The following is a 22,615-nucleotide window of genomic DNA, read 5'->3' as shown; positions in this document are numbered from 1 at the left end:
GGGATGGCCGATGGCGGCGGGCCCACGGAGCAGGACCGGAGCGAGGGCATGCCGAGCCACAGCGAGGCACCGAACGAAAGGGGCAAGAGCGCTTTGGTTACTTTCGCGCTTTTCGAAAGTGACTCGCTGTAAAAGCGAAACCATAAGCCGCCATGACCACAGCAACGGATATGCACACCAATCAAACAAACCCGCAAAAAAAAGCCCCGATCAAATCAGGGCTTTTTATAGAAAGAAACAAAGCGATTACTTCTCGGCACGCTCTTTCAGGGCCTTCAAGGTATTGAACGGCGCATCAACCACAAACTTGTTGGCAATCATCGAAGGCACGCTACCACCCGGCTCAGTGTGAACCTGATAGGTCACTTCAATCTGGTCACCCTTGGGCACGAACTTCCAGAACCCATCAACCTTGGCAACCCGCACAAAACCCTTTTCCTCAGGAATGTACTTCGGCACACCCTCAAGCTTACGGGTCAGACTGCCATCGGCGCCTACAGTAGTCGTGATATGCAGCACCGAATCACGCGCAGTCACCGGCCATGGGGTATTGAACTGGGTGTAGGTCCAGCTCTGATCGCCTTCATGCTTGAGCAGCTTCTGCTGCTTGCATTCGTGAATCCACGAGCAGGCGCCCGCCACGTCTTCCTGGAGTGCGCGCAATTTGGCCATGGTGGTTTTCATCAGGGTAACGCCCTGATAAGCCTTGTAGTCAGAGCCGGCCACTTCACTCAAGGACACCTTGATGCCGTCTTCATTCTTGGCCACCTTCCAGTCTTCGGCCTGTGCGGTGGCAGTCGCCAGCAAAACCGTCAAACCACACAGCACAGCCATACGATGCAGCGAACCCATAATCTTATTCCTTATTGTTGAAGTTCCGTTCGTTGACACATCACGCCGCCGTCATCTGCTCCCACCAGCCCAGCAATCTGATCGCTTCGTCACTGCTGTTTCCGCAGACTTCGACGTCGGCTTCAAACGCCGAACACACGGCCGGACGTTCCGGTTGGCCGAAAATACTGCACAGGTTTTCGGCAGAGAGTTGAACGCAACGTTCTCCGGCGGCTTTGCCATTGGGCATACCGGGAATCGGAGAACTGATGGAAGGGGCAATGCAACAGGCGCCACAGCCTTCACGGCATTTCATGACGACGAGCTCCTCGCGACGGGTGATGTGTTAAAGGACGGGGCACAGAGTAACCGCTAAAACAGTTGTTTTAAATTACCTGTCGCCGGGTTTTTACGCTCAAACCAGCGTGACTGACCAGTCTCCGACAAAGCGTCTGGCCTGCGGGTCACGCCGAGGAAGGATTTACTGCTTGAACTCCAATTCCAGCGCCGCGCCCTCGACTTCCCGACGCTCTTCGTTACGCAGTTGCAACTTCATTTCGTTGCTGATCAGTCGTCCGTTGAGCTGGAACGGAGAGCTGCCAGCCTTCTCACCGAACATTTGCGGCAACACGGCGTCGTGCCGGGGCAACGGAACTGTACCGACCGGCTTAAACTCTTCGGCCATTTCCTCAGGCAAGCTCAAATCCAGGTCAGCCGAAGGCAGTTTGGTTTTCACCACTTCACTGGCCGGTTTCGATTTGGAGGCAATGGGCGAACGTTTTTTCTGCGTAGCCGCTTTCTTTTTGACCGGCGTGGCTTTTTTTGCCGGTGCCGGTTTTTTCGATGTCGCGCTGGCGGCCGGTTTTTCCTGAACGGGAGCCGCCAGGACGCCTTCCGAATTGAAGGTTATCAACAGGCAGATCGACAACCAGGCGGCAGGAAAAATCGGTTTCATGGATCCAACGGGGAACGGCGCTATCGGCAGAGGGCCATATGCTCGCTTGTTGGACGCGACATGACAAGCTCGGGCAGGAATTACCCGCCCGCCCGTCACATTCCGCCGGCCATCTCTTGGCAAAGCTGGGTAGCCAGCATGCCCAGGGTCATCAACGCACGCTCGGCTTCGCGATTCCAGGGAATGCCGCAGTTGAGCCGAATGCAGTGATTGAACTGCTCGGTGTTACTGAAAATCAGCCCTGGTGCGATGCTGATGCCTTGCTGCAATGCGCGCACATGAAGTTCTTGTGTATTGACCCGCCCCGGCAGACTCACCCACAGAATGAAGCCGCCGGTCGGCCGGGTCATCTGTGTGCCTTCCGGGAAATACTGCTGCACCGCAAGCTGGAAAGCGCTGAGATTCTTGCGGTACTCCTGACGGATGTAGCGCAAATGCCGGTCGTAACCGCCATTTTCCAGATACGCCGCGATCCCCATCTGCGTAACGCTGCAAGCCGAATGCGTGCTGAAGGTCTGCAAGCGCTGGATTTCCTGCTGGTACTTGCCGGCAATCATCCAGCCAATCCGCACACCCGGAGACAGGGTCTTGGAGAAGCTTGAGCAGTAGATCACCCGATCCAGCCGGTCGTAGGCCTTGAGTGCCTTGGTGCGGCCCTGCTCGAACATCAGTTCGCCGTAGATATCGTCTTCGACCACCTGAATATCGAAATCCGAGGCCAGGCGCAGCAATTGTTTCTGCCGCTCTTCGGGCATGGTGCCGCCCAGCGGATTGCTCAGGCGCGTGGTCAGTACCAGCGCTTTGATCGACCACTGATTCGCTGCCAGTTGCAAGGCTTCCAGGCTCATGCCGGTGGCCGGATCGCTGGGGATCTCGATGACTTTCAGGCCCAGCAGATCGGCCAGTTGCAGCAACCCGTAGTAGGTTGGCGACTCGGCGGCGATCAAGTCGCCCGGCCGCGTCAGCACGCGCAGGGACATCTGCAAGGCATCGACGCAGCCGTGGGTAATGACCACTTCCGACGGATCGACCACCACGCCGGCATCGCGCATGCGAATCGCCACTTGCCGCCGCAACGGTTCAAAACCGGGGCTGAACATGTAACTGAATGCCCGCGGGCTATGGAATCGGGTGACTTTGGCCAACTGCTGATGCAGCGCCCGCACCGGCAGGTAATCGACGCTCGGCACCGCCGCGCCCAAGGGAAACACGCCCTCACGACGGGATTCGACCAACACTTGTTGAATGATGCTGCTGCGGGTGACCAGGCCGGGACGTTCGACCCGGGCGATGTCCGGCGTCGGCGCAGTCAGGGCCGGCGTCTGGTGTACGTAGTAACCCGACTGCGGCCGGGCACGGATCAGCCCCTGATCTTCGAGATTGGCATACGCCTGCAACACCGTCGCATGGCTGACGTTCAGCTGCGAACTCATCTTGCGCACCGAAGGCACGCGCTCCCCCGGCTGATAGACCCCACGACGGATGTCTTCGGCCAGTTGTTGAGCAATACGTTGGTAGAGCAAGAGATTGGTCATGACGCAGCACTCGATTTCACGGGCATTTTATTCTTGTGTGAAACAATACCGGAACAGTTTAGAAGTGTACGGGGACAGTTGCCACAATAGTCGACGGTACAGTGCAGTGTCAGCAAAATCTGTACTGCTTTGCGAGGCAATTCGCAGACACAAAAAAACCCGGCGCTGTCTGGCAGCCCGGGTTTGTAGGAGCCGGCTCGCTGGCGATGGCATCACTTCGGTTCGTCTGAAACACCGCGGTGATGCCATCGTCGGAACGCCGCCCGCAGCAAGCCGGCTCCTACGGATTGCATGGTTTCACAAGGAAGCGTCCATTACCGGGCAGCGCCGAGCAGGCCTTTTTCGTCGGAGAACACAATTTCCACCCGACGGTTCTGCGCCCGGCCCCGTTCCGAGGCGTTCGCGTCTACCGGGTATTCGTCGCCATAACCTTCGACCTTAATGCGTTTTTCGTCGATGCCCAGGTCCGTCAACACGTCCGCCACCGATTGCGCACGGTCACGGGACAGTTTGAGGTTTTCCTGCTTGCCGCCGGTGCTGTCGGCGTAGCCTTCGATGCGCACGACGCGCTTGGGATTGAGCTGCAGGAATTGCACGATCTTCAATACCACGCGGTTCGCCGAGTTTTTCAGCTCCGCTTCGCCGGTGTCGAACAGCACATCGCCGAGGGTCATCACCAGGCCGCGGTCAGTCTGGGTCGTGGCCAGCGCAACAATCTGCTCTTCAAGCCACTTGCCCTGCTGCTGCACGCTCAGCAGTTTGGATTCGCGCAGGGCCAGTTGCAGGCGCTGACGCTCCAGTTCGAGCTTCGCCGCGCGCTCTTCGTTGAGTACCTGATTGGTGTGTTCCCGAGCGATTTCGCTGTAGCGCCGGCTCAGGTAGGCGTAATGCAGCACGTCGGACCCGCTGCCCCAGTAGCTGGACAGTCGATCGGCACGGGCCAGGGATTCACCGGCACGGATCACGTCTTTCGGCGCGATTCGCAGCACGTTGGAATCTTCTTTCACCTTCTGAAAGTCGGCACCCGCTTCTTGCAACGCAGCTTCACTGTGCTGACCGGCGCAGCCATAGAGACTCGCACAGCCAACAAGGATCAAGCCGCCGATAGCTTTGGACGTGAGGTTCATTGTGCATCCCCCACTTGCTTGCGCAATCGAGTGATGCGGGTGTTGAGAAGATCCAGCTTCTCTTCACTTTTGAGCGTCAGGACCTTGGCTTCGGCCAGCCGCGCGTCAAGTTCGGCCTGTTCGGCGCGCATGCGTGCATGTTTGTAAGACTGATCGGCCATATCACCTTGGGCACGGGCGAATTTATCTTCGGCCAGTTTCATTTCAGGCACGTCGTCCGCGGTGGCCCCTACGGCTTTGGCTTGCACGAGCACCTGTTCGGTCAGGCGTATTTGTTCATTCGGCGCCGGATCGGCTGCACAACCCGCCAGAGCCAGAACGGCCAGGGCAGCGAAAAGAGGTCGAATACTCACTAAAAATCCCTACTGTTTTGGGGTACTGGCGGGGGGTTGCTGTGGCTGCTGTTGCTGCGCTTTCCAGCGCTCGATATTGCGTTGCAGCACGGCTTCCGTCAGTCCGGACGCGGGCAATTCTGTCATCTTTTTGGCCAGCTGTCCGCGCAACCACGGATCGTTGCAGGCAGAGTTATGGGAAACTGCGAGGAACAGGCCGGGTTTGTCGACCGGCTGCGGGCGCGCGACGAGGTCATTGGCCATGCTCAGGGCCTGTGCGGCTGCCATGCCCGAATAGCGTCCGGCGAGGACAAATTCCACTTCCCCCAACAGCAATTTCTGAAGGGCCTGGGTCAGGTTGGGGGTGCGTACGAGGGTCAATTGCTGCTCGGCGAACGTAGCGAATTCCGGGGTCATTCGAGACTTTTCCGACAACGCGCCGGGATGACCGTGAAGGTCCTGCGCCTGGTTGTAGACCAGTGGCGAGTCTTTTCGGGTCCAGACCAGGTAATCGTTTTCCAGCAACGGCGGATGGATGTAATCCAGGGTTTCCAGCTCACTGACCGTCAACGGCGCGTCGGCCAGCATGTCCATGCGCCCACTGCGCACTTCCTCCAGCGCCTGGGCGCGTTTGCCGGCATAGAGCATCTCGACCTTGATGCCCAACTGCCCTGCTACTTGTTGCAACAGGTCGGCACTGGCACCGATCAGGTGCTTGGGGTTTTGCGGGTCCTGCCACAGATACGGCGGCGCATCCGGGCTGCCGGTGACCACCAGTCGCTCACACTTGCCCGCTGCGATGGACAGCGTCGGCAACAGCGTCAGACCCAGCAGCAATGACCAACCGAACACTCGATGCAGATCCATACTCAAACCCCGTTATATCCCCTGTAGGAGCCGGCTGGCTGCGGGCGCCTACAGAAGAGCAAAAAAAAGCCCGACCAAAAGGTCGGGCTCTTTATAGGTCAAGCGGCTGGATTAGACCAGCTTCTCGAACTCAGGGATGGCTTCGAACAGGTCCGCCACCAGGCCGTAATCGGCCACCTGGAAGATCGGCGCTTCTTCGTCCTTGTTGATCGCGACGATCACTTTGGAGTCTTTCATGCCGGCCAGGTGCTGGATCGCGCCGGAGATACCGACCGCGATGTACAGCTGTGGAGCAACGATCTTGCCGGTCTGACCGACCTGCATGTCGTTGGGTACGAAACCTGCGTCGACCGCGGCGCGGGAAGCACCCACGGCAGCGCCCAGCTTGTCGGCCAGGGCGTACAGGTGTTTGAAGTTGTCGCCGTTCTGCATGCCGCGACCGCCGGAAACGACGATTTTGGCAGCGGTCAGTTCCGGACGATCGGACTTGGCCAGTTCTTCACCGACGAAGCTCGAAGTGCCGGCGTTGTGCGCAGCAGCAACTGCTTCAACGGCAGCCGAACCGCCTTCAGCGGCAACCGGGTCGAAACCGGTGGCACGCACGGTGATCACTTTGACCGCAGCGTTCGACTGAACGGTAGCGATGGCGTTACCGGCGTAGATCGGGCGCTTGAAGGTGTCAGCGCTTTCAACCGAGATGATCTCGGAGATCTGGTCAACGTCCAGCTGAGCGGCAACGCGCGGCAGGATGTTTTTGCCGTTGGAAGTGGCGGCAGCCAGGATGTGGCTGTAGCCCTTGCCCAGCTCGGCAACCAGTGGCGCGACGTTTTCCGGCAGTTGGTGAGCGTAGGCGGCGTTATCGGCCACCAGCACTTTAGCCACGCCAGCGATTTTCGCAGCGGCTTCAGCCACGGCGCCAGCGCCCTGACCTGCAACCAGCACGTGGATGTCGCCGCCGATTTTGGCAGCAGCGGCCACAGTGTTCAGCGTGGCCGGGGCCAGCACTTTGTTGTCGTGTTCAGCAATAACCAAGATAGTCATTTAGATTACCTTCGCTTCGTTTTTCAGTTTCTCGACCAGTTCAGCCACCGACTTGACCTTGATACCCGCGCTGCGTGCAGCAGGCGCTTCGACTTTCACGGTCTTGTTGGTGGAGGCGGTGGAAACGCCCAAAGCGTCCGGAGTCAGCACTTCGAGAGGCTTCTTCTTGGCTTTCATGATGTTTGGCAGGGACGCGTAGCGCGGCTCGTTCAAACGCAGGTCGGTGGTGACGATGGCCGGCAGTTTCAGGGAAACTGTCTGCGCGCCGCCGTCGATTTCGCGGGTCACGGCAACGCTGTCGCCGGACACTTCGACTTTGGACGCGAAGGTGCCCTGACCGTAGCCGCTCAATGCAGCGAGCATCTGGCCAGTCTGGTTGTTGTCGCTGTCGATGGCCTGTTTGCCGAGGATCACCAGCTGAGGCTGCTCCTTGTCGACAACGGCTTTGAGCAGCTTGGCAACGGCCAGGGAAGTCAGATCTTCAGCGGATTCGACGAGGATGGCGCGGTCGGCACCCAGAGCCAGCGCGGTGCGCAGTTGCTCTTGAGCGGTGGACGGGCCGATGGAGACGACGACGATTTCAGTCGCAACGCCTTTCTCTTTCAGGCGTACGGCTTCTTCCACTGCGATTTCGCAGAACGGGTTCATCGACATCTTCACGTTGGCGAGGTCGACGCCGGAATTGTCCGCCTTGACGCGAACCTTGACGTTGTAATCCACAACGCGTTTGACAGCTACAAGAACCTTCATGGATTCCTCGTTACTCTCCGGTGAAAAGAAAGTCGCCTAGGCGAACCTGGCGGTTGATGCTCATCGGGCGCAAGGGCACCTCTAAAAACGCCGGCATACGTGTCAAGTGACCATCGCTCATGACGTTGATGACCGTTCGTCAGTGGTGACCAACAAGTCATTAAATATCGTGGCGTGTAAACTGCGCGCCAACACTGCGCTGCGCATCACCTTGTACTGCCATCGCCCTGTCTTTAGAGGTGCTCTTGAAACCAACAGTCAGCCTACGGCGAGCGCAAAACCGACCGTATCTTGACCGGAACGCCTATTCCGGTCAATACGGCAAAATGGCCAGTCATAAGCCGCGTGACTTTGATTTCTCTGGCTTTGAGCCGATTCAAACAAACGTTTGTATTGGACGCTAAGAGTGGTGTAGATATAATGCGCCACCCAAAGAGAAAGGTGGTTCATCGATTGTCCTCTTCCTGCCTCGTGCAGGAATTCATGGATGCGACACCAAACCTCCAATTAGAAAAAAAACTGTTGAGCCTTGAGTAGGAGATAACCTGTGGAACGCGAATACATGGAATTCGACGTGGTCATCGTCGGTGCCGGCCCCGCTGGTCTTTCCGCCGCCTGCCGCTTGAAGCAGAAGGCTGCTGAAGCCGGTAAGGAAATCAGCGTCTGCGTGGTCGAAAAAGGCTCCGAAGTGGGTGCTCACATCCTGTCCGGTGCCGTGTTCGAACCACGCGCCCTGAACGAACTGTTCCCGGACTGGAAAGAACTTGGCGCGCCGTTGAACACGCCGGTCACCCGCGACGACATCTTCGTTCTCAAGAACGCCGACAGCGCGCAGAAGATTCCCGACCTCTTTGTGCCCAAGACCATGCACAACGAAGGCAACTACATCATCTCCCTGGGCAACCTGTGCCGCTGGCTGGCTCAGCAGGCCGAAAACCTGGGCGTGGAAATCTACCCGGGCTTCGCCGCGCAGGAAGCACTGTTCGACGAGAACGGCGTGGTGCGCGGGATCATCACCGGTGATCTGGGCGTTGACCGCGAAGGCAACCCGAAAGAAGGCCTGTACACCCCCGGCATGGAATTGCGCGGCAAGTACACGCTGTTCGCCGAAGGCTGCCGTGGCCACATCGGCAAGCAGTTGATCAAGCGCTTCAACCTCGACAGCGAAGCCGACGCCCAGCACTACGGCATCGGTCTGAAAGAAATCTGGGAAATCGACCCGGCCAAGCATCAACCAGGTCTGGTGGTGCACACCGCCGGCTGGCCGCTGGACATCATGGGCACCGAGAACACCGGCGGCTCGTTCCTCTATCACCTGGAAAACAACCAGGTGGTGGTCGGCCTGATCGTTGATCTGTCCTACAGCAACACCTACCTGTCGCCGTTCGACGAGTTCCAGCGCCTCAAGCATCACCCGGTGCTCAAGCAGTACCTGGAAGGCGGCAAGCGCATCAGCTACGGCGCACGCGCCATCTGCAAGGGCGGCCTGAACTCGCTGCCGAAAATGGTCTTCAAGGGCGGCGCGCTGATCGGTTGCGACCTCGGTACCCTGAACTTCGCCAAGATCAAAGGCAGCCACACTGCGATGAAGTCCGGCATGCTCGCCGCTGAATCCGTGGCCGAGGCGCTGTTCGCTGAAAAGGACGGCACCGAAGAACTGACCACTTACGTCGACGCGTTCAAGAAGAGCTGGCTCTACGACGAGCTGTTCGCCAGCCGCAACTTCGGCCCGGCGATCCACAAGTTCGGCGCCATCGTCGGCGGTGGTTTCAACTGGCTGGACCAGAACATCTTCGGCGGCAAACTGCCGTTCACCCTGCACGACACCAAGCCGGATTACGCTTGCCTGAAACTCGCGGCCGACTGCAAGAAGATCGACTACCCGAAACCGGATGGCAAAATCAGTTTCGACAAACTCAGCTCGGTGTTCATCTCCGGTACCAACCACGAAGAAGAACAGCCTTGCCACCTGAAGCTGGCCGACCTGAGCATCCCGATCGCCAAGAACCTGCCGATGTACGATGAACCTGCCCAGCGTTACTGCCCGGCCGGCGTGTATGAGGTGGTCACCAAGGAAGACGGCGAGAAGCGCTTCCAGATCAACGCCCAGAACTGCGTTCACTGCAAGACCTGCGACATCAAGGACCCTGCACAGAACATCACCTGGGTGGCGCCGGAAGGTGCTGGCGGCCCGACTTACCCGAACATGTAAGTTGATTCGCTGAACATCAAGGCTCCCTAAATGGGAGCCTTTTTGTTGCCCACAATTCATACCCCAACACAGATCCAATGTGGGAGCGAGCCTGCTCGCGATGGCAATTTATCATTCAACATTGATGCAAGCTGACCCACCGCTATCGCGAGCAGGCTCGCTCCCACAGAGGATGTGTGGTGAGTCAGGCAGCGCGCTCATCACCGGGATTACGCTCAAAGTAGCGCTTGTACTCCCGACTGAACTGCGACGTGCTCTGATACCCGACCCGATGCGCCACCTGCGCCACGCCCAGGCCCTCCGCCACCAGCAACGTCTGCGCCTTGAGCAAGCGCAATCGCTTCAAATACTGCACCGGCGACAACAACGTGCTGCGCTTGAAATGCTCATGAAAGGTCGACGCACTCATGTTCGCGCAACTGGCCAGGGTCTCGACGTTCAAGGGTTCGGCGTAGTGCGCATGCAAATGGCTGATCGACGCCGCGACACGGGCGAACTGCCCCTGCTGTTCCACCAGCGCGCGCAACACATCCGCCTGCGGCCCGCGCAACGCGACGAACAACAACTCGCGCAGGTGTGACGGCCCCATGATCCGCGCCTCCAGAGGATCGTGCAGACAACGCAACAGCCGTTCCACACATCCGCGCATGCCGTCGTCGAGCACCACCGAGGTCATCGACTCCGGCGTCTGCGCCGCAATGTGCCGCCCCGGCGCCAGTCCCATCGCCAACACCAATTCACCCAGCAGCACCCGGTCAATCGCCACGGAAACCCCGAGCAGCGGCGCATTCGGCAAGGCAAAGGTTTCGCACTCGAACGGCACCGGCAACGCTTGAATCAAGTAATGCCCGGCGCCGTATTCCAGGGTTCGCGGCCCCAGATACGCCAGTTTGCTGCCCTGGGCGATGATCATCAGGCTCGGTTCATAAATATGCGGGCCACGGGCGACGTCACAACTCGCGCGCAGAACTTGCACACCGGGCAACCCGGTCTGGGTGAAACCGTCGCGGGTCGCCAGTGGCTCAATCAGCGAAACCAGCGTGGCATTGGCATCGAGATGACGGGTCAACAACATGGGAGCTCTTCACAAAATAATCACGGAAAAAGGGATGAAAGCATCATCGCAGGTCTGATTGCCCATTGGACCCAACGAACGCAGATGCCGGAGGAATAGGCATGACACCCGGAGGAATCGCCATGGCCGCGCAAAGGTGCGGCGCCCAGAATGCGCCGCCTCACCTGTCATGCTTTTTGCGAGGTCCACCATGTACACCGCCATCGGATACGCCGCCCAGTCGGCCACCACTCCCCTTGCCCCCGTGAAATTCGAACGCCGCAGCCCGCGTGCCGACGACGTGGCGATCGAGATTCTCTACTGCGGCGTCTGCCATTCCGACATCCATCAGGCGCGCAATGAGTGGGGCATTGCCGTTTACCCGCTGATGCCCGGCCACGAGATCGTAGGCAAAGTGACCGCCATCGGTGCGAATGTCACCCAACATAAAGTCGGCGATCTGGTCGGCGTCGGCTGCATGGTCGATTCGTGCCGCAGCTGCGAGGCTTGCCAGGCCAACCTCGAACAATATTGCCTCGAAGGCCCGACCATGACCTACGCCACACCCGACCGGGTCGATGGCAGCAACACCATGGGCGGTTACTCCGACAGCATCGTGGTCAGCGAGCACTTCGTGGTGCGCATCCCGGAAAAACTTGACCTGGCCAGCGCCGCGCCGATCCTCTGCGCCGGCATCACCACCTACTCGCCGCTCAAGCACTACGGCGTGAAAGCGGGCGACAAGGTCGGGATTCTCGGCATGGGCGGCCTCGGCCACATGGGCATCAAGTTCGCCAAGGCAATGGGCGCGGAAGTGACGCTGTTCACCCGTTCGGCAAGCAAGGCGGAAGAAGGTCGTCGTCAGGGCGCGGACCATGTGATCGTGTCCACCGATGCCGAGCAGATGAAAGCTGCGGCCGGCCATTTCGACTTTCTGCTGGACACCATTCCGGTGCAGCACGACCTCAATCCCTACCTCGACACGCTGCGTTTCGACGGCGTGCACATTCTGGTGGGGTTGATTGAACCGATTGATCCGCCGGTCCACGCGGCCAAATTGGTGCTGGGTCGCCGCGTACTGGCGGGCTCGCTGATCGGCGGCATCGCCGAAACCCAGGAAGTGCTGGATTTCTGCGCCGAGCACAACATCACCTGCGACATCGAAATGCTCGACATCCGCCAGATCAACGAGGCTTACGCCCGCATGATCGCCGGTGACGTGAAGTACCGCTTCGTCATCGACATGGCGACGCTGAAGGTCTGATCAGACCTTAGCGCCAAGCTCAGCCGAGAGCCGGGCCGTGACCCCTTTGATCAGGGGAATCAGCTCGGCCATTTTTTCCAGCGGCATGTACGGCACGGTGCTGGCGATGCTGATGCCGGCGACGATGCGCTTGCTCGCGTCACGGATCGGCGCCGCCACGCAGCGGATCGACGGTTCGTTGTCTTCCAGGTCGAAGGCGTAACCGCCCGCCACGTACTCAATCATGCGCTGCTGGAACTGCTCCCAGGATTGCTCCGGGTGCTGCGGCCAGAACTGATTTTTCCCACCCGCCGGCAGGCTGACTTCGTACAGCCGTTGCCATTCTTCCTGCGTGTCATCGAGCATCAGCGCCTTGCCGATCCCGGTGCGCGCCAACGGCATGCGATGGCCAACCCGCGAACGCATTTCCGGACCATTGCGCCCCGGATTCTTGTGCAGGTACAGCACCTCGTCGCCCTCGCGAATCGCCAGGTGAATGGTGTCGCCGGTCAACGCCGACAACTCATCCAGATACGGACCGGCCAACGTGACCAGCGGCAATTCCTCACGCGCCTGAAAGCCCAGTTCGATCAGCTTCGGCCCCAGCAAATAACCGACTTGCGGCACCACGCGCAGATAACGCTCGTCCACCAGGCAACTGGCCAGACGATGGGTGGTGCTGCGCGTCGTGCCGATCAGCCGGGCGATTTCCTTGAGATCGCGGGCGCCACTGGCCACGGCCTGAACCACACCCAGACCGCGAAGCAGGGTCTGAGTGCCGGTCGGCGCGGCGTCCTTGGCGATTTTTGGGGCGTCTTCCTGCATATCCAGCCTTTACCGTTGAGCGAGTGAACGGGCGGCATTATGGTCGCCCGACGGCTACGACTACAACTTGATACGCTCGACCTTCCCGACCAGCAGAATGTAGGAAAGCGCCCCCAACAACGCGAGAACCGAGATGTAGGTGATCGCTGGAGCGAACGAATCACCGCTGGCGAGGAAACCGATGACAATCGGCGTGGCAATCGCCGACAGGTTGCCGATGAAGTTAAACACCCCGCCGGTCAGCCCCAACAAGCGTGCCGGTGCCAGCGTTGAAACCAGTGACCAGGTGATCGAAGCCAGACCGTTGCCGAAGAACGCCAAGGCGAGGAAGGCAATCACCAGCGGCGTCGACTCGACGAAATTGGCGCCGATGATCGAGGTGGAAATCAGCAAGCCGCCAATGATCGGCAACTTGCGGGCGAAACCCACCGTGTAGCCGCGACGGATCAGGAAGTCGGAGAAGAACCCGGAACAGAGTACACCGACGAAAGCGGCGAGAAACGGCAACGATGCCAGCAGGCCGGACTTGATGAAATCCATGCCGCGGTACTTCACCAGGTAGGTCGGGAACCACGTCAGGAAAAACCACAACGTCGAGTTGAGGCAGAACTGGCCAAGGTAAATGCCCCACAACTTGCGCTTGGTCAGGACGATGCCGAGGTCGGTCCAGCTGAATTTGGCCTTGACCTTCGCTTGCTCGGCCTGAATATCCACCAGCCCGCCGCCTTCGCGGATCAGGTCGATTTCAGCGTCATTGGCGCCTTTGAAATCCCGTGGCTCGCGATACACCGCGTACCAGATCACCGCCCAGAGAATGCCCACCGCACCGGTGCTGACGAACACCATGTGCCAGCCAAATTCATGCTGCAACCAGGCGAGTACCGGCGTCAGGAACGCCAATCCGACGAACTGGCCGGAGGTGTAGAAACCAATGGCCGTGGCGCGCTCGCGCTCCGGGAACCAGGTGGTGACTACGCGGCTGTTGATCGGATAGGCCGGAGCTTCCAGCGCACCGACCGCCATGCGCAAGACGAACAGCGCAATGAAGCTGGCGGCGAAACCGAGCATCACCGTGGCGATCGACCACAGCAGCAAGGCGAGGCTATAAAGGATGCGCGGCGGAACACGATCCACCAGCCAGCCGCCGGGGATCTGCATGGCGGCGTAGGTCCAGCCGAACGCGGAGAAAATCAGTCCGACGTGGATCGGGTCGATGCCCAGGTCACTGGTCAGCGCCGGGGCGGCGATGGACAGGTTGCTGCGGTCCAGATAGTTGATCACTACGGTGATAAACAGCAGGACCATGATGAAAAAACGCTTGCGGCTGGGCGCCACCAACGACGCCTGCCCGGTGAGGGTTTGCGGTTGCATGGGGAATGCCTCTTCTTATGTTTATTGAGGTCGATGTGGAACTGGAATGATGCCGATCTCCCTGTCCATGGAGATCAACCTGTGGGAGCCAGCCTGCTGGCGATCGCGTTGGGTCAGTCACCATGAATGCTGGATGTGCCGACCAAATCGCCAGCAGGCTGGCTCCCACAGGGATTTGCGGTGGGTCAGCGATCACTCACCACTCGGCAAAACTGCCATCGGCATGGCGCCAGATCGGGTTGCGCCAGCGATGCCCGACCGCCGCGCGTTCGATCACGTACTCCTCGTTGATCTCGATCCCCAGGCCTGGGCCGTTCGGAATCTTCACGAAGCCTTTGTCGTAATCGAACACCCGCGGATCCTTGACGTAATCCAGCAGGTCGTTGCTCTCGTTGTAGTGGATGCCCAGGCTCTGTTCCTGGATGAACGCGTTGTAGCAAACCGCATCCAGTTGCAGACACGCCGCCAGCGCAATCGGCCCCAACGGGCAATGCAGCGCCAGCGCTACGTCGTAGGCTTCGGCCATGTTGGCGATCTTGCGAGTCTCGGTGATGCCACCGGCATGAGAAGCATCCGGCTGGATGATGTCGACGTAACCTTCGCTGAGCACGCGCTTGAAATCCCAACGCGAGAACAGACGCTCACCGAGGGCAATCGGTGTGCTGGTCAGCGGCGCCAGCTCCTTCAGCGCTTCGTAGTTTTCGCTGAGCACCGGCTCTTCGATAAACATCAGTTTGTACGGATCGAGTTCCTTCATCAGCACCTTGGCCATGGGTTTGTGCACCCGGCCATGGAAGTCCACACCGATACCCACGTTCGGGCCGACCGCATCACGCACGGCGGCGACGTTGGCCAGGGCCAGGTCGACTTTCTCGAAGGAATCGAGGAACTGCAGCTCTTCGGTACCGTTCATTTTCACGGCGGTGAAACCACGGCTGACCGCTTCTTTCGCGGCGCGCGCGGTGTCTGCCGGACGGTCACCGCCAATCCACGAATAGACACGAATCTTGTCGCGCACCTGACCACCGAGCAGGTCGCTGACCGACACACCCAAGGCCTTGCCCTTGATGTCCCACAACGCCTGGTCGATACCGGCCAGCGCACTCATGTGGATCGCACCGCCCCGGTAGAAGCCGCCGCGATACAGCACGGTCCAGATGTCTTCGATGTTGCGTGGGTCTTTGCCGATCAGGTAGTCGGACAATTCTTCAACGGCAGCCGCCACCGTGTGGGCACGGCCTTCGACCACGGGCTCGCCCCAACCGGTCACGCCCTCGTCGGTTTCCACTTTCAGGAAGCACCAGCGCGGCGGAACGATGAAGGTGGTCAGTTTGGTGATTTTCATCTCTTCTCTCTCTTATTAGATGCAGCGCGCTCGGCGCCAAAAAAGTCTTAACGCAGAGCGTTCCACGCAGCGACGTAGGCCTTGGCGTTGGACGCCACTTGCGCCGCCGTCATGCCCGGTTTGAACAACCCGGACCCGAGACCGAAGCCCTTCACGCCCGCGTCGATAAACACCTGCATGTTCTCCGGGGTGATCCCGCCCACCGGCGCCAGAATCGTCCCGGCGGGCAACACCGCCAGCCAGGCTTTTACAACCGCCGGGCCCATTTGTTCAGCGGGGAACATCTTCAGCACGTCCGCGCCTTCGGCCAGTGCAGCGAACGCTTCGGTCGGCGTCGCCACGCCAGGCGACAGGAACAACCCGGCGGCCTTCGCGGCGCGCAACACTTTGGGATCGCTGTGGGGCATGACGATGACCTGCCCGCCGGCGGCTTTCACTTGCTCGACCTGTTCCGGCGTCAGCACCGTGCCGGCACCGATCAGGCAATCGGCGGGCAAGGTACTGCGCAGGATGCGGATACTTTCGTACGGCTCGGGGGAATTGAGCGGCACTTCGATGACGCGAAATCCGGCTGCGTAAAGGACTTCTCCGATAGCCGCCGCTTCCTGCGGGCGCAGGCCACGCAGGATTGCGATCAGACCGTTTTGCGCCAATGCTTGTTTGAGCATGTCAGACCTCCAGTCAGGTTTAACGGGATGGGTTTGGAGTGATCAGCCCGGCGGCGAGCGCCAGTTGCCACAACCCGCGTTCGGTGGCCTGTTCGGCCAGCGTCACTCGGGCAAAACCGCAGGCGTCGAGCGCCCGGCTGTAACGGGCACAGAGTTGGGAATTACCGATGAGAATGATCGACGGCAGATGAACGCTGTTGCGCCGACGCCGCTGAACCGTGGCCAGCGCCGAAAGCTCATGGCCGATCAACAGGCCGGACAAATAATCCGGTTGCGCACTGCCGCTCAATTCGCCGGTCAGCCCGAGGCTGCGGGCACTGAACAGCGTCGACAGCGGGCCGATTTCGCCGTCCGCCGACAGGGCCACTTGCACGCCACGGTCAAACGCGTCGCCATCGAAAGCCCCACCGCGTTGCTGGGTGCGCCCGAGAATGCTGTGTTCGCTGAGCACCGCGAAGACTTCGCCGGTCATAAAGGTGTCGAAATGCACGATGCAGCCGTCGGCCACTTCCACCCATTTCGAATGGCTGCCCGGCAGGCCGATCAACAGATCGTTGCCCGCCTCGCCCGCCAGGTTTTGCAGCACGCCGAGGACCTGGGTTTCTTCACCGCGCATCACGTTCGGTAGGCGCGAACGCTGAATCACACCCGGCACGATGTGCACATCGACACCGCGAAGACTGCGAATGGTTTGTAGGGAAGTTCCGAGATTGGCAACGTTTGCCGGCGTGTCGCGGTAGGCCGCTTCGCGCCAGCCTTGTGCGCTGCCAACCATGCCGCAGGCAATCACCGGCAAACCGGGTTGCTCATCGAGCCAGTCACCGCAGGCCTCGTCAAAGGCCAGTTCAAAACCGTCGGTGCATGCCAGACCGTTAATGATTCGCGGCGTCCAGGGCAGCTGCATGATTCCCGATGACAGCGAACGCTGTTCGAGCACCTGGCCACCTGCGGCGAGTTTGTAAGCACGTAATGAGGTTGTCCCCCAATCGAGCGCGATCAATTGCGCCAGCATCGCTTCACCTGTTTTGTTTATTGGCAGTGAGTGAGCTGGACTATAAACCCTGACACAGGGAAATCTCAATATATAAATATACATCCCATATTTTGGGATACACCCAAAAAAAGATCGCAGCCTTCGGCAGCTCCTACAGTGGGTCATCTACACCCTGTAGGAGCTGCCGAAGGCTGCGATCTTTTAAGCAATCAATTGCCCGCAGCAAAATCCCTTAGCACTGCGCCATCCATCCGATACCGCACCCACTCTTCCTGTGGCTGCGCACCCAAGGACTTATAGAACTCGATAGCCGGCTTGTTCCAGTCCAGCACGCTCCACTCAAAACGCCCGCAATCATTGGCGCAGGCGATTTTCGCCAAGTGGCGCAGCAGGGTTTTACCGGCACCGCCACCGCGCTGCTCGGGAGTGATGTAGAGGTCTTCGAGGTACAGGCAGTTGCTGCCCAGCCAGGTGGAATAGCTGAAGAAGAACACCGCAAAGCCGATCGGCAAACCGTCGCGCAGGCAGATTAGCCCGTGGGCGGTGGCGCCTTCGCTGAACAGGCTGCGCTCAATGTCGGCGACGCTGGCGATGACTTCGTGGCGGGCACGTTCGTAATCGGCCAGTTCAGTGATGAACGCGAGGATTTGCGGAGCATCGCTGGGGGTCGCCGGGCGGATTTCGATCGTCATGGACGTGCCTTCGTCAAAAGTGGAAAACGCCATACTAAGTCGGCGCGCAACGCTCGTCACACTGGAAATTCAAAGCTGATCTATGGAGGATGTGGAGCCGCTGCCCCAACCGTTTTCACTTAACAGGACGTTTATGACGACTGATGCTTTCGCGCCGCTGCCAATCCTCGCCGCCAGGTTGCTGCCCCACGCACTGGAACCCTCGGAAGACGGCGCCCACGATCTGTCGCACTTGCAGCGGGTCTGGCACAACGTGCGCACTCTTCATGCCGAGGAAGGTGGCGATATTGAAGTGCTGCTGGCAGCGGTGCTTTTGCATGATTGCGTGTCGGTGGAGAAGAACTCGCCGTTGCGTTCGCAAGCATCGCGACTGGCCGCCGAGAAGGCCTCTGCAGTGTTGACCGACATGCACTGGCCCAGCGCAAAAATCAGCGCCGTTGTACACGCCATCGAGGCCCACAGCTTTTCTGCCAACATCACCCCAAGTTCCCTCGAAGCGAAAATCATGCAGGACGCCGACCGTCTCGATTCCCTTGGTATGCTCGGCGTTGCGCGCACCTTTTACATCGCCGGTCGCATGGGCAGCGCGCTGTATGACCCACAAGACCCGGAAGCGAATACGCGGGAATACGATGACAAGCGCTTTTGCCTCGATCATTTCCAGACCAAGCTGCTGCACTTGGCAGACGGCTTCCAGACCCTCACCGGTCAACGCCTGGCCCGCATCCGGCATGAACGTTTGAAAAATTTCATGGAGCTGTTCAAAGAAGAAATCGGCATCGGCTGAGTGCATTACTCCGCCCACCACTAACCCTGGAATCGATAACCTCAGACCTAACATCGACGCCTTGCATGATAGATAGATGACACTCTCCGTTATCGGGTCAAGGAAGCGCGTCATGTCTACTGCTCCACCTCAGGTCTCCAGCAAACTGTTCGGCCTGTTTTGCCTCGCCAGTTATTTGCTGTCGCTGTCCTATGGCTCGACGTTTTTGCTGTCGCTGTTGATCGGCTCGCGCGGCGGTAATGAACACGATGCCGGCAGTGTGATTTCGGCGGCGATGCTCAGTACGTTTGCGGCGGTGATCGTTTCCGGGCACTTGTCCGACTGGCTTGGCGCGGCGCGTTCGATTGCGCTGTTCGGCGTGCTGCTGGTGGCGGCCAGCCTGGGTTTTGCACTGACGCCGGGCTTCGGCCATCTGCTGCTGTTTTTCGGCTTGCTGCTGGGTTTGGGCTGGGGCGTTTTCTATACGCTCGGGCCGATCATCGTCGCGAGCCTTGTGACGCCTGCCCAGCGGGCCAGATATTTCGCGCTGCTGTCGGGCAGCATGATGACCGGGATCGGCAGCGGCCCGTTGCTGGGCCGCGCGGCCAGTGCGCTGGGCTATCCCGTAACGGCGGCGTTTTACCTCGCGGCGATGGCCAGCCTGATCGGCGTTTTACTGTTCTGGCGCCTGGATGCGCAGCTGAAAAAAGCGCCCTCGCCGACCGCTGCGGTCGCACGCATTTCCTGGCGCGCAACCCGGCAGATTTTGTCGTCCCGCGCAGTGTTCCCGATCCTCATGGTCGGCCTCGGCGGCTGTGTGTTCGGTGGTCTGTCGAGCTTCCAAACCAGCTACGCGGCGTCTCGTTCGCTGGATTACTCGCTGTTCTTTTTCGGCTTCATGGGCGCGGCGATCAGCAGTCGGATGGTGATTGCCGGATTCGTGGTCAAGCGCGATCCGTTCCGCGCGTCTTGCCTGTTGTCCGGGCTGATGATGGTTTCGATTGTGATGTTCGGTTTCGTGGTCGACAGCGGCTTGAGCTACGTGCTCGCGGCGATAATGCTCGGGGTCGGTTACGGGTTGACGTATTCGGTGATCAACGGCCTGGCCGCGAATGAAGCGCCGCACGGCACCACCGCGCAAGCGTTGCTGCTGTTCAGCCTGTCGTACTTCATTGGTGTGTTCGGCTTTCCGTTGCTGGCCGGGAAGATCATCGTCGAACACGGGATGGCGACACTGTTGCTCACCGTTCTCGCCGTGGCGCTGTTGAACTGGCTGATCACCGTGGGCCGCCTGATCTGGCGCCGCTACACGGTCAAAACGTTGCAAGAAGCCTGAACCGTTCGTCGTTCATCAGTATCCATGAACGTCGATGAAAACCGATCAAGCTTGGTGCGGCTGGGGTTGAGGTGGCGCGCAAGCTGGACGAGTAAACGTTTGAGGGCCCCTTCGCGGGCAAGCCTCGCTCCTACAGAAACTACGCGATCCCTGTAGGAGCGAGGCTTGCCCGCGAAGACGTCAGATCAGGCGCCGAACGTTTTACTGATCAACGCATCCACCTCGGCAGTCCCAGGCGAAGTCGCCGGCCCCCACCGAGTCACCGCCAGCGCCGCTGCCGCATTCGCCCGCCGCGCCGCTTCACCCACAGACAACCCTCGCGCCAACCCGGCCACAAACACCCCGGCATGGGCATCCCCGGCGCCGTTGCTGTCCACCGCCTCAACCTTGAAACCCGGCACGTGCTGACGCTCGCCATGCTGATGAATCCAGCACCCTTGCGGACCGTCGCGGACCACCATCAACACCTTCGACGGCAGATGATCGGCCAATCGATCCAGCGCCTCGGCAATGTCCGACGCCCCGGTAAACCGCAGCGCCTCGACGCTGTTGCTGGTCCACACATCGACGCGCGGCAACAACGCCTGCATCAACGGCGCATCGGGTGATTCCACCAGCGGGCCCGGATCGAACACAACGTTGACCGCACTCGGCAACGCCAACACCCAATCCACCAGCGCCTGAGCCTTGCCGACATGCAGCAGGCTGTAGCCGCTGACGTAGACATAGTCGCCCGCCTGCGCCGCTACGCTGTTCAAATCCTCTGCGGACACTTCACCTTCGGCACCGATGTAGGAAACAAAACTACGCTCGGCCGAGGCGTCCGTGATCGCCACGCACAACCCCGTGTCTCGTTCAGCACTGTGAGCAATGCCGATGCGAATGCCTTCAGCCTTCATCGCCTCACGCGCCAGGTCGCCGAAACGACCGTTGCCGTGACGGCCCAGGTAAACCACCGGCAAGCCATTACGCTGAGCGGCGGCCATCACATTGAACCCGCCACCCGCTTCGAAACTGGCGGATTGCGCCAGTACGTCGCCGCCGGGCTGAGGCAGTTTATCCACGGCCATGACCAGGTCGATGATGACCTGGCCGGTGTGCAACATTTTAGGCATGAGCATTCTCGAGCGACGCAGCGCGGCGATCCCTGGCCCCACCGAGTACAAAATAAATCCCGCCGGCGACCAGGAACGTCACGATCCAGCCAAGGCCGTTATGCCCCAGCCACGAGTCGGAAAGGAACCCACGGAACCAGACGGTTTGTTCGGTGGTGCCAATGGTGGTGAAGCTGAAACCCAGCACGATCGCCAGGGCCCACGCACCGAAAGCACGCCACTCGACGCCGCCGCGATACCAGTAGGCGCTGCTCGGGCTGACGTCCAGCAGGTCTTTGGGGCTGTAGTAATGACGATGAATCAGGTCAACGACGAAGATCCCGACCCACGCCGTGATCGGCACGGCCAGCAGCGAAATGAAGGTGATGAACGGGCCGTAGAAACTGTCGGCGATCAGCATGAAGTAAATCGAACCGGCGAAAATCGCGACGATGTCGACCACCACGGCGTAGACGCGCTTGACCTTCAGGCCGAGGGTCAGCGTGGTCAAGCCGGCGGAATACACCGACAGGTTGTTCGACAGCAGCAAGCCGCCGAACGCGGTGATCAGGTACGGCACGGCCATCCAGGTCGGCAGCATGTCGCGGATCGCGATGATCGGGTCAGTGGCCGACGCCAGGTCGTTGTTGCCCACCGACAGCAGGCCGCCGAGGGTGATCAGCAACACCAGCGGGATCCCGGCACCAAACGCGGCGGAAGCCACCAGACGTGCCGCCTTGACGCTGCGATGCTGATAACGCGACATGTCCGCGCCGGCGTTGGCCCAACCGATCCCGGTGCCGGCGGCCATGGTGCCGACGCCGATGATCATTGCGCTAAGCGGTGCAGGCGTGGCGTTGAACACGGCGCTCCAGTCGATGGTGGCGCAGAGGAAACCGCCGACCAGAATGTTCAGCGCGCCGAACACATAAGTCGCCCACTTCTGAATCACCAGCAACGTCGCGTGACCGAGGCCGGACACCGACAAGGTCAGCAGCACGAAAATCGCGATGAAGATCAGGGTCAGCACCGGTGCGCTTTTGGCTTCCACCGGCGAGCCGAACAGGATCGAGCAAAGCGACAGCAACACGAACGCGGCGGTGGTGGTGTTGACGGTTTCCCAACCCAGCCGCGACATCAGCGAAACCAGGGTCGGGCCGATGTTGCCACGTACGCCGAAGATCGCCCGCGACAGCGTCAAGCTCGGTGCGCGGCCACGGCGACCGGCGATGGAAATGATCCCGACGACGGCAAAAGAACCGGCAGCGCCAAGGATCGCGACGATGATCGCCTGCCAGATCGCCAACCCGCGAAACGCCACCAGCGTAGCGCCGAGCGGCAGGCCGAGGATGGAAATGTTAGCGGCGAACCAGACCCAGAACAGCTGCAGCGGATGCCCGTTGCATTCAGCTTCCGGCACCGGCTCGATGCCCCGGGTTTCCAGTTGCCCGGCGCTTTGCCCGGCGTTCGATGAACTCATGTGAAATGCTCCTGTTGCCTTTGTTGTGGTTATGGGCAATTGCGGAAGTCGACATAACATCCCGGCGATCCTGGCCGTAGTTGTGCGATCCATTGCG

At 60.0% G+C, this 22,615-nt stretch carries 22 protein-coding genes; 4 read left to right on the top strand and 18 right to left on the bottom strand.

The features are described 5' to 3' along the window. Nucleotides 1–246: 246 nt before the first annotated feature. The 9 genes from KGA97_RS11885 to KGA97_RS11845 form a co-directional block, all read right to left on the bottom strand. Nucleotides 247–852: an START domain-containing protein gene (locus KGA97_RS11885; protein ID WP_008040859.1), complete on the bottom strand. Its 606-nt coding sequence runs from the start codon at nt 850–852 to the stop codon at nt 247–249. Nucleotides 853–892: 40 nt separating this feature from the next. Then, the gene (locus KGA97_RS11880) at nt 893–1,147 is read right to left on the bottom strand and encodes a YkgJ family cysteine cluster protein (RefSeq protein ID WP_008032889.1); all 255 of its coding nucleotides are present in this window, start codon (nt 1,145–1,147) and stop codon (nt 893–895) included. 165 nt (nt 1,148–1,312) lie between these two features. Beyond that, entirely contained in the window at nt 1,313–1,786 is a 474-nt protein-coding gene (locus tag KGA97_RS11875; RefSeq protein ID WP_207286297.1) for a translation initiation factor 2, read from the bottom strand. A gap of 95 nt (nt 1,787–1,881) precedes the next feature. After that, nucleotides 1,882–3,321 (bottom strand): PLP-dependent aminotransferase family protein, encoded by a 1,440-nt coding sequence (locus tag KGA97_RS11870; RefSeq protein ID WP_008040862.1) that lies wholly within the window; start codon nt 3,319–3,321, stop codon nt 1,882–1,884. A gap of 314 nt (nt 3,322–3,635) precedes the next feature. After that, on the bottom strand, nt 3,636–4,448 hold the full coding sequence (locus KGA97_RS11865; protein ID WP_008040863.1) for an OmpA family protein: 813 nt from the start codon (nt 4,446–4,448) through the stop codon (nt 3,636–3,638). Beyond that, nucleotides 4,445–4,801, bottom strand: coding sequence for a DUF4398 domain-containing protein (locus KGA97_RS11860; RefSeq protein WP_008040864.1), 357 nt, complete (start codon nt 4,799–4,801; stop codon nt 4,445–4,447). The genes KGA97_RS11865 and KGA97_RS11860 overlap by 4 nt, the downstream gene beginning before the upstream one ends. Nucleotides 4,802–4,810: 9 nt before the next feature. Beyond that, nucleotides 4,811–5,647 carry a substrate-binding periplasmic protein gene (locus tag KGA97_RS11855; protein WP_223480820.1) on the bottom strand — a complete coding sequence of 279 codons (837 nt, stop codon included), beginning with the start codon at nt 5,645–5,647 and terminating at the stop codon, nt 4,811–4,813. A gap of 111 nt (nt 5,648–5,758) precedes the next feature. Beyond that, nucleotides 5,759–6,688, bottom strand: a complete 930-nt coding sequence (locus KGA97_RS11850) for an electron transfer flavoprotein subunit alpha/FixB family protein (protein ID WP_223453145.1) — start codon at nt 6,686–6,688, stop codon at nt 5,759–5,761. Beyond that, entirely contained in the window at nt 6,689–7,438 is a 750-nt protein-coding gene (locus KGA97_RS11845; RefSeq protein ID WP_007942046.1) for an electron transfer flavoprotein subunit beta/FixA family protein, read from the bottom strand. Nucleotides 7,439–7,985: 547 nt separating this feature from the next. Between KGA97_RS11845 and KGA97_RS11840 the strand changes: the two genes are divergently transcribed. Beyond that, on the top strand, nt 7,986–9,650 hold the full coding sequence (locus tag KGA97_RS11840; protein WP_032829072.1) for an electron transfer flavoprotein-ubiquinone oxidoreductase: 1,665 nt from the start codon (nt 7,986–7,988) through the stop codon (nt 9,648–9,650). A gap of 184 nt (nt 9,651–9,834) precedes the next feature. Here the strand turns inward: KGA97_RS11840 and KGA97_RS11835 are convergent, their stop codons facing one another. Beyond that, entirely contained in the window at nt 9,835–10,725 is an 891-nt protein-coding gene (locus KGA97_RS11835) for an AraC family transcriptional regulator (RefSeq protein ID WP_207286294.1), read from the bottom strand. Between the two features lie 190 nt (nt 10,726–10,915). On the opposite strand from KGA97_RS11835, the gene KGA97_RS11830 reads away from it, so the two are divergent. After that, complete coding sequence (locus KGA97_RS11830; RefSeq protein WP_008032874.1) at nt 10,916–11,968, top strand: NAD(P)-dependent alcohol dehydrogenase; 1,053 nt, start codon at nt 10,916–10,918, stop codon at nt 11,966–11,968. On the opposite strand, the gene KGA97_RS11825 is transcribed toward KGA97_RS11830, so the two are convergent. The 6 genes from KGA97_RS11825 to KGA97_RS11800 all read right to left on the bottom strand — a co-directional run bounded on the left by KGA97_RS11825 (nt 11,969) and on the right by KGA97_RS11800 (nt 17,842). Then, entirely contained in the window at nt 11,969–12,772 is an 804-nt protein-coding gene (locus tag KGA97_RS11825; RefSeq protein ID WP_223480819.1) for an IclR family transcriptional regulator, read from the bottom strand. Nucleotides 12,773–12,832: 60 nt separating this feature from the next. Continuing rightward, on the bottom strand, nt 12,833–14,143 hold the full coding sequence (locus tag KGA97_RS11820) for an MFS transporter (RefSeq protein WP_008032871.1): 1,311 nt from the start codon (nt 14,141–14,143) through the stop codon (nt 12,833–12,835). Nucleotides 14,144–14,339: 196 nt separating this feature from the next. Then, nucleotides 14,340–15,488 carry a galactonate dehydratase gene (gene dgoD / locus KGA97_RS11815; protein ID WP_007903915.1) on the bottom strand — a complete coding sequence of 383 codons (1,149 nt, stop codon included), beginning with the start codon at nt 15,486–15,488 and terminating at the stop codon, nt 14,340–14,342. Nucleotides 15,489–15,535: 47 nt separating this feature from the next. Continuing rightward, nucleotides 15,536–16,156, bottom strand: a complete 621-nt coding sequence (locus KGA97_RS11810; protein WP_008032870.1) for a 2-dehydro-3-deoxy-6-phosphogalactonate aldolase — start codon at nt 16,154–16,156, stop codon at nt 15,536–15,538. Between the two features lie 19 nt (nt 16,157–16,175). Further along, the gene (locus KGA97_RS11805; protein WP_223480818.1) at nt 16,176–17,168 is read right to left on the bottom strand and encodes a 2-dehydro-3-deoxygalactonokinase; all 993 of its coding nucleotides are present in this window, start codon (nt 17,166–17,168) and stop codon (nt 16,176–16,178) included. A 191-nt stretch (nt 17,169–17,359) separates the two neighbouring features. Beyond that, complete coding sequence (locus tag KGA97_RS11800) at nt 17,360–17,842, bottom strand: GNAT family N-acetyltransferase (protein ID WP_008034765.1); 483 nt, start codon at nt 17,840–17,842, stop codon at nt 17,360–17,362. Nucleotides 17,843–17,975: 133 nt separating this feature from the next. Between KGA97_RS11800 and KGA97_RS11795 the strand changes: the two genes are divergently transcribed. Both KGA97_RS11795 and KGA97_RS11790 read left to right on the top strand, forming a co-directional pair. Continuing rightward, nucleotides 17,976–18,629, top strand: a complete 654-nt coding sequence (locus tag KGA97_RS11795) for an HD domain-containing protein (protein WP_223480817.1) — start codon at nt 17,976–17,978, stop codon at nt 18,627–18,629. A 112-nt stretch (nt 18,630–18,741) separates the two neighbouring features. Further along, the gene (locus KGA97_RS11790) at nt 18,742–19,944 is read left to right on the top strand and encodes an MFS transporter (RefSeq protein ID WP_223480816.1); all 1,203 of its coding nucleotides are present in this window, start codon (nt 18,742–18,744) and stop codon (nt 19,942–19,944) included. Nucleotides 19,945–20,129: 185 nt separating this feature from the next. On the opposite strand, the gene KGA97_RS11785 is transcribed toward KGA97_RS11790, so the two are convergent. Next, nucleotides 20,130–21,059: a PfkB family carbohydrate kinase gene (locus tag KGA97_RS11785; protein WP_223480815.1), complete on the bottom strand. Its 930-nt coding sequence runs from the start codon at nt 21,057–21,059 to the stop codon at nt 20,130–20,132. Next, nucleotides 21,052–22,518 carry a purine-cytosine permease family protein gene (locus KGA97_RS11780; protein ID WP_008031640.1) on the bottom strand — a complete coding sequence of 489 codons (1,467 nt, stop codon included), beginning with the start codon at nt 22,516–22,518 and terminating at the stop codon, nt 21,052–21,054. Before KGA97_RS11780 ends, KGA97_RS11785 begins: the two co-directional genes overlap by 8 nt. Between the last annotated feature and the right edge of the window lie 97 nt (nt 22,519–22,615).

The sequence above is a fragment of the Pseudomonas sp. BF-B-15 genome, assembly GCF_019946675.1.
Classification (GTDB): Bacteria; Pseudomonadota; Gammaproteobacteria; order Pseudomonadales; family Pseudomonadaceae; genus Aquipseudomonas; species Aquipseudomonas migulae.
Note: the sequence above shows the minus strand (reverse complement) of the source record. Positions and strands in the feature narration are given on the sequence as shown.